Genomic DNA, 15251 nt, shown 5'->3' with positions numbered 1-15251 from the left:
GCTAGACAAGCTATGACTATAATTTGGTTGGCAGGGCTGGAGGGGATTGCCGCTTCCATTTACTACGAAAGAAATCCATCATGCCATCCATTAAAGTGTACACGACAGGTACAAGCAATAATGTAACCATAGTCGATATCGTCAGACCGAAGGCAACAACGGTTGCCATGGATGCTTGCGATTCAGCCCCTTCACCAAAGCCGATAACAAGCGGCAGCATTGCCAATACAGTAGTCGCAGTGGTCATCAGGATCGGCCTTAATCGTACTCTGGCGGCTTCAATTAATGCATCGAATAACGTATACCCCCGCTTACGCAGCTGATTTGTATAGTCGACTAACACAATTGCGTTATTGACCACGACCCCTATGAGCATAATCATTCCCATTACTGAGTTCATATTGATGGTTCTATTCGTTAAATACAAACCAAGAATGGCGCCGATAAAAGTAGGCGGTAGCGAGAACATGATAATAAAGGGACCGTACAACGATTCGAATTGTGCCGCCATAACCATGTAAACCAAGACGATAGACAAGATAAGCATCATGTACAGGCTGCTGAATGTACTATTGGAATCAGCCTGCGAACCCAATGATATTGCGTAGCCATCAGGTGGCTGAATCGTGTCCAGACGTTCTTGAACAATTTTGGCAACATCGCCAACTGGTGCACCTGTAACAAAGGCTTGAACTGTGGTTAAACGCTGCTGATTGATATGTCTGATCTGTGATGGACCTGAGCCCGGTTCAACCTTCGCGATTGCACTAAGAGGAATTTGTGTCCCCGTAGATGTAGTCAGTACGATCTGATTCAGGTTCTCCAAATTGTTCGTAAACTCTGTTGGATATTTAACCAATACAGATATTTGGGTATCTCCTGTTTTGAAATTGGTTGCAACCGATCCCTGATAAGCGGTCCGCAGAGAAGTCATAACCTCTCTGGACGAAATCCCATAATAGGTAGCCGCTTCACGATCTATCGTCATCTCATAGGCTGGTATTGTGCGTTCAAGTGTATTTTGTACGTTTCTGAGTGTCGGAATGGCACGTAATTCCTCAGCGACCATATCACCCAGCTTGCTCAATACAGCCATATCGGGTCCGTTCAGATTAACTTGAATATCGGCACCTCCACCTCCACCAATACCAGGAAGACGGATTGAGGAACGGGCGTTAACCGAGATTTGCGCGCCTGCATTACCATTAGTCAAATTACGAATTTGTTCAACAATTTGCTCTGTTTTCAATTTCCGCTCGGCTAAAGGCTTCAGCGTAACGGAAATATTGGCAGAATTCGTTGATGCGCTCTGAAAAGCGCCTCCCCCTGCACTACCTACATTTGTGAAGATCGATTCAATGTCTGGAATATCCTTGATAAGTGCTTCAACCTTGGAAGTCAATGCGTTTGTTATTTCAAATTTGGTCCCTTGTGCCAATGAAATATTAATAAATAGTTGGCCTTCATCTGTTTTTGGGGTCAGCTCAGAGCCCACAAATTTAGCCAAATACACACTTCCGCCCAGCATCGAAACCGTAATCAGCACGATAATCAAGCGATGCCCAAGTGACCAACGCAGCACTTTTGTATAACCGTTCGTAAAACGGTTCATCCCTCTGCCAAACCATACAGCCGGATTGTAAGAACGTCCTTCAGGAAGCTCTTCCTCATGATTTTTCTTCAATAGCTTCGCTGCCAGCATAGGCACCAGGGTAATAGCAGCAATCAATGCCGCTATATGGGAAAAGCTCACGGTGAGCGCCATGGGAGCAAAGAAATTTTTGATAATGCCCGAAATGAATACAGTTGGAGCAAAAACAGCAATTTGTGCCAGTGCGGAGGCCAATACGGCTGTTCCCACCTCGGCTGTTCCCTGTTTGGCCGCTTCGACTGGAGACAGTCCTTCTGCTTTTTTGCGGTATATACTTTCAAGAACAACGACCGCAAAGTCAACCAGCGAGCCCAGACCAAGCGCCAAACCTCCAAGTGTGATCGTATTGATCGTCTGATGGGAGAAATACATCATACTAAAGGTACTGATAATAGAAATCGGGATAACAACACCAATAATGAGCGTAGCTCTGACGCTGTTCAAAAATAACATAAGAATAATAATCGAGAAAATGGCACCTAAAAGTGTATGCTCGATAACGGTATTAATCGAGTTGCTGATAAATTTGGATGAATCATTTAAAATGCCAAGCTTTACGCCTGGAGGCAGCTTACTTTGCAGCTCTTCCATCGACTTGCGAATATTTTTGGCGACCGCAACAGTGTTACCATCGGATTGCTTAAGTACGGATAAACCGACGCTTTGCTCCCCATCACGACGGGAATCAAAGGTTACATCTTGATACGTATCAATAATTTTACCTAATTCACCAAGCGCAATGGACTGGCCGCGGCCTAAGGTGACACGTACCTTTTCAATTTCACTGACGGATTTGAACTCTCCGGCAATACTTAATGGTACGAGCTGATCACCCTTGTAGACAAAACCTACGTCTGTTGATTGATTGTCATTGCTTAAAGCCGAAGTCACCTGACTGAAGGTCAAACCGTATTGGGTCAGCTTGTTCTGATCAAGCAGCAATTGGATTTGTCTGACCCGTCCGCCTGTTACTCCAACGGAAGCGACACCATCGGCACGTTGAACTGCAGGGCTAACAATATTATCTGCCAGGTCACGCAGAGTGACCAGATCCACGCTGTTTCCGTAGAGTGCGAGGCTCAGAATAGGCTGACTGTTCGGATCAGAGCGTGACACGACAGGAGCATCAGCATCCGTAGGCAGCTGCCGCTTTACCCGGTCCAGACGGTCCCGCATCGTTAAAGTAGCATCACTGATGTCCGTTCCAAAGTTGAACTGTACAGTGACGGCACTCCCTCCCGTTCGAGAACTTGAGGTGACTGATTGCACATTGGCTATAGTTGCCATCGATGCCTCTACGCGCTTGGTTACCTGTGTCTCTACCTGCCCAGGGGAAGCACCTGCCCAGTTAACGGAAACCGTAGCCGTCGGAATATCCATATTCGGATACAAATCGACCGGGAGAAGTGGGGCTGCGATTGAACCAATGATGATCATGGCGATCATCATCATCGTTATCGTTACCGGTCTGTTGACTGAAAAATTAGCTAAATTCACTGACCGCCACCCGCTCTCCCTGCTTGGCCGGTTGTTCCGGTATTGGGATTAGCTGTAGCTGGAGTTTGCGAGCTGTTGCCCGCTGGAGCGGTGCCGCCAGACTGCCCTCCCTGATTGCGTTGTCCGCCCTGTCCTTGAGTTCCCTGTTGGCCACTTTGGCCGCCTTGCTGCTGATTGCTACCTTGTCCGGCACCCTGCTGGTTTTGTCCATTTTGGCCTCCACCTTGTTGGCGTTGTCCATTTTGACCACCTTGTTGTTGACCCCCTTGCTGACCACCCTGCTGCTGAGCGCCTTGCGGCTTCTGACCCTCCTTGCCCGGTTGAACAATCTGCACAGCTGCCTTGTCTGAAAGCAATTCTTGCCCTTTAACTACAAGCTCGTCACCTTCGGACAGACCACTCGTAATCTCAAACATTGCACTCGTCAGGCTTCCAACTTTTACAGATACTTTCTTGGCGCGGCCGTCCTGTACGATGAAAGCAGCTGAACCGCTCGGTTGGCTGAGTACAGCATCAGCTGGTACCATAACCGCTTTACGTCCTTCACTCTTTAAGCTTGACGTTGCAAACATTCCCGGAAGCAGCTCTCCCTTAGGATCACTCACTTTGATATCGACACTATAAGCTTTGGTTACCGGATCCAACAAAGGCTTGATCGTTGAAACGGTTCCGTCAAACGTTTTATTCAAGGTTGGCACGGTAACTTTCATCTCCATACCAATTTTGATTTTACCGATGTTGGCTTCGGAAATATTAACTGTGGCTTGAGTTGGATCAATAGTTGCAATGGAAAGTATAGCTGCCTGAGTGGTTGCATTTTGCCCAACCGGGATGCTAACCACGGTGACTACTCCATCTATCGGCGAAGATAGTACTCCGTCCTGAAGCTGCTCATTAAGCACTCTCAGATTCGTTTCGGCTTGCTGGTATTGGGCACTGGATACGACAACAGCATCTGTTGATTGTGCAGTCAACAGCGCTTGCTCGGACTGAGCAACCTGTGCTTTTGTAACATTGAGGTTTGTTTGTTGAGACGCAACTGAATTTGCATAAGAAAGCTGATCCTTTTGCAAACTCTGTTGATTCGTATCGAGGATGACCGATAGCGTATTTTGCGCGTTGGCTAATGCAACCGTATCGCGGTTTAATGTTTCCTGGGCAACCTGGATCGTTTGTGAGCTTTGAGCTGCTGCCAAATCTCCTTGCGCCTTAAGCAGAGCTGCGGTTGCCGAGCTGAGCGAGTTTGGTGTGGTCTGTTGGGCTTGATCCAAAGCCAGCTGAGCTGACTGCACCTTTGCCAAAGCTGCATCAACTTCGGTTTTTTTAGCGCCGGAGGCAGCCTCCACATTATTCAAGTTCACGATAGCCTGTTGAAGAGCAAGCTGCAAGGAGGCCTGCGAGTTATTTGTGCTAACCTGCGAGGTTTGAGTCGTGTCCTGCTGGGCATTCAATGTATTTTGCGCATTAGCTAGCGTCGTATTGTATGTATTCTGAGCGTTGTTCAAGTTTTGTTGCGATATCGCGACCTGCTGCTTGGCAGACGCAATGGCATTTTGCTGATCGCTGATCGCTTTATTATAATTGGCTTGTGATAAGGCCAACTGCTGTTTGGCTGCTGTTATCGTGTTTTGTTGATCTGCTATCGCTTTATCCAGGTTCGCGCGTTGAATGATTAATTGCTTTTCAGCCGTCGCTGCACTGTTTGCCTGATCATTCGCCGTTCGCTGAAGCTGAGCGGCACTGACGGCAAGTGAGGTTTCGGATTGAGCAATTTGCTGCTGCAGGGTGCTGGTATCGATCTTGGCTAAAGGCTGCCCGGCTTTGACTCTGTCACCGGCTTTGACCAATAAATCGGTTACTCTACCGCTAACTTTGGAGGAGATATTCGTTGTATAGATAGGTGTTATAGAGCCGGTAAAGACTTGACCGCCGCCAACTTCCGCCATTTTTACGAGCTGTGTTTCAACAGGGAATTGTCTAGCTGCTGCAGCGCCGCGCTGTTGGCCTGCACCTGCTCCAGGTGCATTCGGTTGAGCAGCCTGTGTATTATTCAAGCCGCCCCAATTTAAAAAGGAGGCTCCTACAACAGCAATCACCGCAATGATAGCAATGGCGGCAATCACCCATTTTTTCGATACATTTTGGATCCACCTGATCATTTCCATACCTCCATGTAGTCTTGTCCGTCCCTTCCTTGTAAGGGTTAACCTTCACAAAGAAGCCCTTGTTGTCAAGGCTTTCGTCTAACGGCTCCGGATGCTTTCTTGCAGATGCTCCAGTATAAGATCAACTTAGCGTATATTCATGATTAAACTATGATTTAAATGTAAAAAAACTGTGAATATCAGCTTCAAATAGTACTTTTGTCCGATAAGTCCACAAACGAAAAGAGACCCCTTTCGGGGTCTGCTTAGCGGTGAAAGGATATAGGTCCAATGTCTTAAGCTCTTTCCAAAAGCTGGGTCAGAAACCTTGGTCACTTTACTGCAGTACGAGTACTACCCTAACGTGTCTTTGGCACATCCCTCCGCTTCTATCTGGAGTCAAGCAACAAATTTCCACGATGTTTCGTTGAATGGTTCAACGGAATCACGCCTCTCTTCTTCACCGCTAATCATAGAATGTACAGAAGCTGAGCTTTCTATACATAAGCTTTACATTTAATTTATTTGATAATCACCTTGGTACCTAACGGAATGTGACGATACAGCCATTCTATATCCTTATTATGCATGCGTACACATCCAGAAGAAGCGTGACTGCCAATCGAATAAGGGCGATTTGTTCCATGGATTCCGTATGTGTAACCTCCGGATCCAGGCACATTGATACCGAGCCATCTTGTCCCTAATGGGTTGCGGGGATGACCACCCGGAATTTGCTTACGCATGTACCAGGGCTTGACGATTTTGGTCACGATATGGAATTCGCCCTCAGGTGTCAAATCATTACTGCGACCTGTAGCTACCGAAAACCGATAATTCGCCCTGCCATTTACATATACGGTAAGCAAATTGCTTTTTTTGTTAATTTCGATATAAACGCCCTCTTCGTGCACCGCTTCAAGCGGCAGCGGAGCAATTGCAGCACTCATTGTAGAACTGCAGATCAAGCTCAACCAGACACTGACAAGAACAATGATCAAGCATTTGACAAGCTTCATGAAATCGCATCCTTTGCTAGCCATACGAAGTTATAGTTGCCTGATCGGTATCGATTTATGTGCGCCTGCCATCATTCATCACACAATTTCCCACAAAGTTACGATAATGATGCCACATTGTTTTGATAGGATAAGTTTGTAAAGATGAGCAACCTCATCCATTCAACCACTTAAAGGAGAGATTAATATGAAAAAGATGAAATTTAACACGATTGCTGCGGGAATGCTGCTGTCATTAACGCTTGGATTGGTAGGTACAAGTGCAGCTGCTGCGGAAACGACGAGCCCAACCGAACCAAAACCAGGTCTGTCAATCAGGACAACAGCGGCAGTAGCATCAGGCTTTGGACTTCTGAGTAATCCCGTACATGAACGCAGCTACTTGGAGCTGTTGGTCAAAACCTATACACCGGACAGTGAGCAAGCTTGGAATACGGCTTTCGAGGAACGAAAGCTGGCGCAACAAAAGTTAGGAGCTACGATCAACATCCACTTTGAAACGAAATCTCCCGTCGGCCACACAGAAAGAGAGCCATTTATAGTTAGAATGCGGCAACTGCCAGAGGACGGACAATTGCAATTAAGCAAGGAAGCAGTAGTGGGGGACAAGCTGCAGCAAATTAAAATCTTCACAATGGATAAAACGGTTGTTCAGGACACTTACCATGTTCCCAGTGACGTTCCGTTCCCAGATGGTATAATGAAAGCATTGCCTGCAACCTTGGAGGTTTCCCCTCAAGCTAAGCTTCAGGAAGAATTTGCACAAGCTATTGAATCAAGAGACAAGGCATCAATCCTGCTGGTGCTCCCGAAGCTGCTGGACAATTATAAAGAAACAACAAGAATGATGCTCGAATCCATTGAAAGGCTGAAGCAATCCCAGGAAGAGGCTTCTAATAATAAGTAAATAAATAACACATTACGGAAAGGACGTGACAGCTGCGTCCTCTTTCCCTTTAATCCAGGAAGTGTTGATACGAAAAGGAGAGAATAACGGTGTTTCGAATCTTTTTGGTGGAAGACGAGAGTAATCTGAATCAAGTGCTTGCAACCTATCTGCGCAATGAGGGCTGGGAAGTAGAGACATTTATGGATGGGAGCGAAGCACGCAAAGCACTGAAGGAACGTCCGCATCTTTGGATTCTCGATATTATGCTGCCGGGTGTTGATGGCTATCAGCTCATACGTGAAATCAAAGCGGATTGTGACAAGCTTCCAGTGATCTTCATCTCTGCGCGGGATGCTGATATTGACCGAATTGTAGGATTGGAGCTGGGCAGTGACGATTATTTGTCCAAGCCCTTCTTACCGCGCGAGCTGGTCATTCGAGCCCGGAAGCTGCTGGAACGTACCTATGACGAGAGACTCCGCATGGAAACCTCTAACGAAGCAGTGCTTCCGCTTTCTTTTCCTCCTTACCGTATTGACACGTCCGCCAGAACAGCACTGAACGGAATGAACCAGCCTCTGGATCTGACATCAAAAGAATTCGATTTGCTCGTTTATTTTGCCTCCCATACCGGGCAGCTGCTGGAGCGCGAACAGGTTCTGCTGTCAGTGTGGGGAGACCACTTTTTTGGATCAGACCGGGTTGTGGATGATTTGGTTCGCAGGGTTCGTAAAAAAATGCCTGAGCTTCGATTAGAGACCGTTTACGGCTACGGCTACAGGCTGGTGAAACCATGAAAAGTACGCCTCTTGTTCTTAAAATCTGGCTCGTGTTCGCCTCCATTACATTATGTTTGTTCATTCTTCTTGCTTTTTCACTTCCATGGACGCTTAAGGGATTTTTCACAGAGCAAATTTATGATATATTGCTGGATTCGCAAAAAGCTGTTCCCAAGGATGTCATCCGTATTCAGCTCTCACCGCAACATACTGTGCCTTTACCGCCACTTCCTGTCAGTACACCATCTTCAATTTCGTCAAGAGCAACCATTAATCCCGCCTTACCTTTCGATATCGATGTAACGAAAGACCCAAATGAGCTTAATCGTAAATACATAACAGAAAGAATAAACGATAGCACGATGCAGGCAACTACGACCTTTCGTATTGCACCTTCAGGTAATGGACCCGGGATTCAGCATGTCGTCATAACGAAACAGGGCATCCCCGCCAAGCTGGCAGACTCTATACCGCCACCGTTCGTTCAAGCCATTGAGCAGGATGCTGAAAACCAGAAGGAACTGACCCAGACCTACACCCTGAATATCAAAGAACGGACGATGTTTTATGTGATCAGTAAGGAGCAAATTGAAGGCAATACCGGGTACATGATTTCATACGCATGGGGCAATTACCGCAATGATCTTATTATGACGATGTTTTGGCGACTGGTACTGCTCATGATTGTTCTGATCGTCATCAGCTGGCTGCCCTGCTTATGGCTGGCCCGTTATATATCATTACCGCTTGTATTAATCGAGCAGCAGGCTGGCCGAATGGCCGAGCGGGACTGGCACGAGCCTTTCGTGCTGAACCGCAGCGATGAAATGGGACGACTGGCAAAAGCGATAGAGTCCATGAGACAGAGACTGGTGCGTCAGGATAAGGCACAGCAGTTTTTTTTGCAAAATATTTCCCATGAGCTGAAAACACCGGTGATGGTCATACATAGCTATGCGCAGTCCATCCTAGATGGTATTTACCCAAAAGGTACTGTAGCCGCTAGCATTGAAACCATAATGAGTGAAGCCACAAGACTGGAAAAGCGCGTCAAAGATCTTCTTTATTTAAATAAATTAAACTATTTGTCCGATCGTGAGGGGAATATCCGATCATTCGATCTCTCCATGATCATTGGCGATTGTATAGAAAGACTTCGTTTTCGTAGAACAGAGCTAACTTGGACAACAGACATGAGTCCTCTGCTGCTGGAAGGCGATCCCGAGCAATGGAGCGTGGCTATCGAGAATATACTGGATAATCAGCTTCGTTATGCTCATGGGAAGATTACTGTCACATTCGAGCTTCAAGCGACGGACACCCTTCAGTATAGAGATGGAACTAAAGGCTGGACCGTTCGTATATGGAATGATGGTCCGGCCATTCAGGAGGAGCTTCTGGAGCACATATTCGATCAGTTTCAGACTGGTCCGGACGGTCAGTTCGGATTGGGCTTGGCGATAACCCAACAAATATTGACCTCTCACAAAGCTTCGATCCGAGCATGTAATGAGCATGAGGGGGTTGCCTTTTATTTGGAGCCGAGGACTGCAAGTTGAAACCCATACCTCACGTGGCATGACATATGAGCAAGTACAGTCCATCTACTGTCTAATATTGTCACTTATATATGAAGAAGCCGGCATCCCGATTCAGGATACCGGCCTATATAGGTGACCTTACCAACCGATGGCCAAACCGTCTCCGCGTGGATCCGCAGCACCGCTATAGCTGCCATCCTTATGAATCATAATTCCTTGCGACTGACCGACAATCGGATCCCATGGCAGCAGCGTCTCTACAGAATGTCCTCGATGCTCCAGCTCACGAAGCGTCATCTCAAGACCGCGATTCTCGATTTTGAAGGTATCACTATTCTCACCCCAGGTACGACCGTATACCCATCTGGGTAAATTTATCGCCTCCTGAATTGTGCAGCCATAATCAAGCACACCGGTCAACAAGGAGATTGTCGTCTGCGGCTGTCCTTCTCCACCTTGTGTGCCCAGCAGTAAATAAGGTTTACCTTCACGTAGTACCATTCCAGGCATCAACGTATGAAACGTTCTTTTGTCTGGAGCCAATACATTCACTTCAGATGGATTCAGCGAAAAAAACGAGCCGCGATTTTGCATAATAACCCCGGTATCTCCCGCCACATAGGCGCTGCCAAAATCAAAATAAAGACTTTGTATAAAGGAAACCGCGTTACCCTCCTCATCAATCACAGCCGCATATGCAGTATCCTGTCCCATTGGTTTGGACATGTAAACTTCCCCTAATGGTGATGACCTCTGGATTTCGTCGTACAACGCCTTGGCATGTTCTTTGGACAATAGCGTTTCCAATGGAATATCAGCAAAATCAGGGTCGGTTAAATAAGCATCTCGATCCCGAAACGCCTTTTTGATCACCTCAGACATGAGATGGTAAAAATCTGCCGAGCTGCGTGGAATCTCGGAAAGCTCAGTAAGCTCCAGCATATTCATCATTTGCAGCGCTGAGAAGCCTTGAGAATTGGGAGGCATTTGTACAAGTGTACTGCCCCTGTAACTCGTTGAAATAGGGGTTACCCAATTACTATGATGGGCTTGGAAATCAGATTCTGTCAACCCGCCACCATCCTTGTTCATGGCTTCAACCATCCGATGCATCAATGTACCTTTGTAAAAAGCATCTCTACCTTCCAAGCTGACAGCTCTTAACGTTGCCGCCAACTCCGGCTGCCGAAGCTTGTCACCCATCTTCATAGGAAGCCCTTGCGGCATGAACGTTCGGGCCAATGTTACTTGTGCCAACAGAAGCTCTTGATCTTTGCATATCCAACGCTCCAGATCACGTGAAACCGGAACCCCTTGTTCAGCATATTGAATCGCCGGCTCCAACAGCTGAGACCAGGATAAGCGACCATGGCTTGACCAGACCTCCCACCACGAATCCACCATGCCCGGCACCGTTACAACACTGTGTACGCCACGTTGAGGTATCATCGTGAAGCCTTGACGGGTAAACCATTCAGGACTCATGTTAGCACCTGATCTTCCAGTACCGTTCAAGCCTTTAAGCTCTCCCTGTTTGGCATCGAATAGAAGAAAAAAGCTATCTCCCCCAAGACCCGTCATGTGCGGATAAACAACCGACAAGGCTGCACTGATCGCAATGGCAGCATCAAAAGCATTCCCACCTTGCTGCAGAATAGAGCTGCCGACACCACTAGCCAAATAATGGGGAGTAGCTACCATTCCTCGATAGGCAACCGGCATCACATTATTCATCGGCCTACCCTCCCATATACATCAAGTGCAGCTTGGACCGCTTTCCCCGCCGCAGCTCTAAACCCTTGACGAAGCAAGCAAGCCTCCAGTGCTCCCAAAGTGAGCAGTACGTTTCTTTTACTACCGCTAAAACCCATGGAGCCAATCCTCCATATGATCCCTTTTAATGGACCAAAGGAGCTTGCAATTTCAATTCCGAAGTCTCGAAGCAGTTGACCTCTAACCTGCTCTCCATCAATTCCTTCAGGAATCTGAATACACGTAACCATTGGCAGCTTGCATTCGGAATCACCGAATTGGCTAAGTCCCATCGCCTCAATCCCTGCTACAATCGCCTTACCATGAATAAGATGCCTGGAGAACCTCTCAGCCAACCCTTCTTCAAGCACAAGCCTCACACCTTCACGCAGAGCATACAGCATCGACGTCGCTTCCGTATGATGATTAAGACGAAGCGGACTCCAGTAATCCTGAAGCTGGCTTAAGTCAAAATAATTGCTTCGGATAATCGAACCCTCTGGCAGTGCATCACTTAAAGGATCACGCAAGCCGCGTTCTATTCTTTTTCTGCGCATAAGCCTGGCTTCAACGCGGTCATTGTAGGTGATAGGCGCCATTCCCGAAGGAACAGATAAACACTTCTGCGTGCCGCCAATCACTGCATCCAGCATCCATTCATCGGTTTTCACCTCTGTACCGCCAATCGTCGCCACTGCATCGATAACCAATAGCGCATCAATCTCCCTGCATGCCTGTCCGATACCCGTAAGCGGTTGCATCCGCCCTGTTGACGTCTCCCCGTGAACGAGCGCAACAAGCTTTGGACGTGTTTCATGAATTTTATCTATAATTTCATTGGGGTCAAATACGGAGCCCCATTGCTTTTCCATCGTCAATACCTCAGCACCACAGCGCTCGGAAATTTCAGCAAGCAGATAGCCAAATCTTCCATAAATAGGGATGAGAACCTGATCACCCGGCTCAATCAGGCTGGTCAGTACCGCCTCAAGTCCCGATCGGGAGGTACCATCTATTGGAAAAGCCCATTCATTATCGGTTTGAAATAACTTGCGAAGCATGCCCATCGTTTCATTCATAATATCTGTAAATTCAGGATCAAATTGCCCAAGAATCGGAAACGACATGGCACGCAGCACACGTGGATCCACTTCTACCGGTCCAGGAGTCATAATGGTTCGAATCGATGGGGCCAAATCGCGATAAAGTTTCATAGTCTTTCCCCCTTGTAAGCCAATAAGTATAATAAATCAACCAGAACCAGAATGCCAGCGGCAAGATCCTCCGGCTTTGTATATTCTTCAGGTGAATGGCTGATACCACCCCGACTGGGTACAAAAATCATCAGCGTCGGACAAATTGGAGCTATTAATTGAGCATCATGACCTGCCCCACTGTACATCAGCTTGCTGTGTAATCCTCTGGAATCGCATAAACCTCGTGCCAGATTCGTTAATGCACCATTCATCAAGCTAGGTGCTCCGTCCATCCATTGACTGCTATTTAAAATAAGTCCAGAACGCTCGGCGATATACTGAAGTTTTTGCTGAAGGCTGGAACAAAATACTTCTATAATCTCCGGCTCCGGATGACGAACATCAAGTGTGAAGGTTGCAGAACCCGCAACCACATTCACTGTACCGGGATGTACCTGTAATCGTCCAACGGTAGCCACCATCGGATCACCATAAGCGACAGCCTCATCTCGAATAGCTACGATCATTTCACTCGCTCCGCAGAGAGCATCCTTCCGGTATGACATGGGCGTAGTACCTGCATGGTTGGCCTCACCACCCACTTCAAATGTATACCGCCTTTGCCCGACAATGCCCTGTACAATTCCGATCTGCTGCTGCTCTCGTTCCAATACGCTGCCTTGTTCAATATGAAGCTCCACAAAAGCGGACCAATCAGATACCGGATTCGCATAGCCAACAGTAGGACTCCCTTTCCCAAAACCTGCCGAATGCATAGCCGCCTCAAGTGAAATGCCCTCGATATCCTCAATGGATGGCGGAGTGCTTGTTGTATACCGACCTGTTACATTTCCAGAACCCCAAAAGGTTAATGGAAAACGGCTGCCTTCCTCTTCCGCAAAGGAAACCACTTCAATAGAAAGCTGCGGTGCTCCAAATGCTTCTTGTAAATAGGCAGCTGCGATAATACCCGCTATAATTCCATAAGCACCATCAAATCGCCCCCCATGTATGACCGTATCGACATGTGAGCCTGTTACTACAACACCCTTACCCGTTCCTTGCAGCCGCCCGAATACATTACCGGCATCATCATGGTAGGAGAAAAGTCCAATCGACTGCATTCGCTTCGCAAGAGCCGACTGAGCTTGCTGCCATGCTTCGGTATACAGAAGTCTAGTCACGCCTCCGCTGGGTTCAGCACCGAATTGCGCCAGCCATTCCAGCAGTTCTGCTGCTTCCGTGGCGAATCTGTTGATAAGGACTTCCTTGGATGAAGCATTGTGATTCAGATGTTTAATCATGTGCTCCCTCCTAAACCGCTAAGACTTCGTTTGCAAGAGCCGAATTTTGCTAAAACACGGTATCGAATAGCCCGTTCCGCCTCAGGCGCCACTAGACAACCAAATCCCTTGAGGATCAGCGGCAACACGGCCCTTGTTTCCACTTATTTGATCAGCCGCATTGAGCTCATACACCAGTTGTCCACGGACCCATGTAGACATCACCCGGCAGTTAAACCGCTTGCCTACATACGGACTATATGCATGACGCTGTTTCAAATGGCTATTCTCCAGTGTATAGGAGTGGTCCAGATCCATCAGAACGAGATCAGCATCTGCTCCCAGCGCTATTTCCCCCTTTTGCGGGTATAGTCCAAAGCGGCGTGCCGGATTCAACGAAAGCATTGCGCTTATTAAAGGTAATGGGAGTTTACGTTTTATATGCCCCTCGTCTACCATAAGCTCCAGCGAGCTTTGCGCACCGGCAATGCCACCCCATGCTTCAAAAAAATGACGTTGCTGTTTCAATTCAAGCGGGCAAGGCGAATGATCCGACGCAATGATATCCACACTTCCAGCAGCCACAACCTCCCACAGCTTCGTTTGCTCATTCATACTTCTCAACGGAGGTGCACACTTGGCCACCGCTCCCTGTTTGTCCATATCATCAACCGTTAGAGTTAAATAGTGTGGGCACGTCTCTAAGGTAACATCCATCCCTTTCAACTTAGCCTCTTGGATCAGCCAAACCGCTTCAGCACTGCTGATATGAACAAAATGCAGCGCACAACCGGTCTCCTCAGCCATCAGCAGTGCCTGTCGGACTGCGGCGCATTCGGCAGAAATGGGTCTGGATTCAGCAAAATCATGAGCACCCGTTTTTCCTTTACGGATCGATTCCGCTGCCAGTGCAGCAACCATTTCCTCATCTTCCGCATGAAGGGCAAGAATACGACCCAGCTTGGCAATTCGTTTCATTCCTTCTAATAACGTCGTACGATCCGCACGCTCAAACCGACCAACACCATCGCCTCCGGGCTCAGACATGAAAGCTTTAAAGCCAATGACACCCGCTTCTGCTAATGACTCCAGCTGATCAAGATTGCCCGGCACAAGCCCACCCCATAGCGCATAATCGACTAAAGACCGATTCGCCGCTTGCAGCTTGGCATTAAGCGCAGGTACGGAAACCGTAGGTGGTAGTCCATTTAACGGCATATCGATATACGTCGTACAACCGCCAGCTGCCAGGGCTGATGATCCACTTTCGAAGCCCTCCCAATGTCCCATTCCCGGTTCGTTAAAATGCACATGCGCGTCAACCATTCCCGGTAACATATATAATCCAGCTGCATGAATGTGCTGTTTTGCCTCCATAGCCACAGTATCGCTCAAGCTTACGATCCTTCCGTTCATTACACCTATATCCATACGAGCAACCTGCTGCTTCATGACAACAAAAGCTCCAGTGATTTTCAAATCGAGCATTTCCATCCCCCT

The 15251-nt window shown here is 47.6% G+C and carries 10 protein-coding genes; 3 read left to right on the top strand and 7 right to left on the bottom strand.

Translation table 11 applies throughout. From position 1 onward, the window contains the following. Positions 1-16: 16 nt before the first annotated feature. The 3 genes from BK127_RS10810 to BK127_RS10800 form a co-directional block, all read right to left on the bottom strand. Positions 17-3148: an efflux RND transporter permease subunit gene (locus BK127_RS10810; RefSeq protein ID WP_076230060.1), complete on the bottom strand. Its 3132-nt coding sequence runs from the start codon at positions 3146-3148 to the stop codon at positions 17-19. Continuing rightward, complete coding sequence (locus tag BK127_RS10805) at positions 3145-5307, bottom strand: efflux RND transporter periplasmic adaptor subunit (protein ID WP_076230059.1); 2163 nt, start codon at positions 5305-5307, stop codon at positions 3145-3147. Before BK127_RS10805 ends, BK127_RS10810 begins: the two co-directional genes overlap by 4 nt. Positions 5308-5813: 506 nt before the next feature. Then, positions 5814-6311: a L,D-transpeptidase gene (locus BK127_RS10800; protein WP_076230058.1), complete on the bottom strand. Its 498-nt coding sequence runs from the start codon at positions 6309-6311 to the stop codon at positions 5814-5816. A gap of 187 nt (positions 6312-6498) precedes the next feature. Here BK127_RS10800 and BK127_RS10795 point away from each other — a divergent pair, with 187 nt between their 5' ends. From BK127_RS10795 to BK127_RS10785, 3 genes are all read left to right on the top strand, one after another. Next, the gene (locus tag BK127_RS10795) at positions 6499-7218 is read left to right on the top strand and encodes a hypothetical protein (RefSeq protein WP_076230057.1); all 720 of its coding nucleotides are present in this window, start codon (positions 6499-6501) and stop codon (positions 7216-7218) included. Between the two features lie 89 nt (positions 7219-7307). Next, positions 7308-7997, top strand: coding sequence for a response regulator transcription factor (locus tag BK127_RS10790; protein ID WP_076230056.1), 690 nt, complete (start codon positions 7308-7310; stop codon positions 7995-7997). Beyond that, positions 7994-9538, top strand: a complete 1545-nt coding sequence (locus BK127_RS10785) for a HAMP domain-containing sensor histidine kinase (protein WP_076230055.1) — start codon at positions 7994-7996, stop codon at positions 9536-9538. Before BK127_RS10790 ends, BK127_RS10785 begins: the two co-directional genes overlap by 4 nt. Positions 9539-9658: 120 nt before the next feature. On the opposite strand, the gene ggt is transcribed toward BK127_RS10785, so the two are convergent. From ggt to BK127_RS10765, 4 genes are all read right to left on the bottom strand, one after another. Next, on the bottom strand, positions 9659-11254 hold the full coding sequence (ggt, locus tag BK127_RS10780; RefSeq protein ID WP_076230054.1) for a gamma-glutamyltransferase: 1596 nt from the start codon (positions 11252-11254) through the stop codon (positions 9659-9661). Next, a complete protein-coding gene (locus BK127_RS10775; RefSeq protein WP_076230053.1) occupies positions 11251-12486 on the bottom strand; it encodes a pyridoxal-phosphate-dependent aminotransferase family protein in 1236 nt (411 codons plus the stop codon). Before BK127_RS10775 ends, ggt begins: the two co-directional genes overlap by 4 nt. Beyond that, entirely contained in the window at positions 12483-13772 is a 1290-nt protein-coding gene (locus tag BK127_RS10770; protein ID WP_076230052.1) for a M20 family metallo-hydrolase, read from the bottom strand. The genes BK127_RS10775 and BK127_RS10770 overlap by 4 nt, the downstream gene beginning before the upstream one ends. Before the next feature lie 81 nt (positions 13773-13853). After that, positions 13854-15239, bottom strand: coding sequence for an allantoinase (locus BK127_RS10765; protein ID WP_256711258.1), 1386 nt, complete (start codon positions 15237-15239; stop codon positions 13854-13856). Positions 15240-15251: the final 12 nt, after the last annotated feature.

This window comes from Paenibacillus sp. FSL H7-0331 (assembly GCF_001956045.1).
Note: the sequence above shows the minus strand (reverse complement) of the source record. Positions and strands in the feature narration are given on the sequence as shown.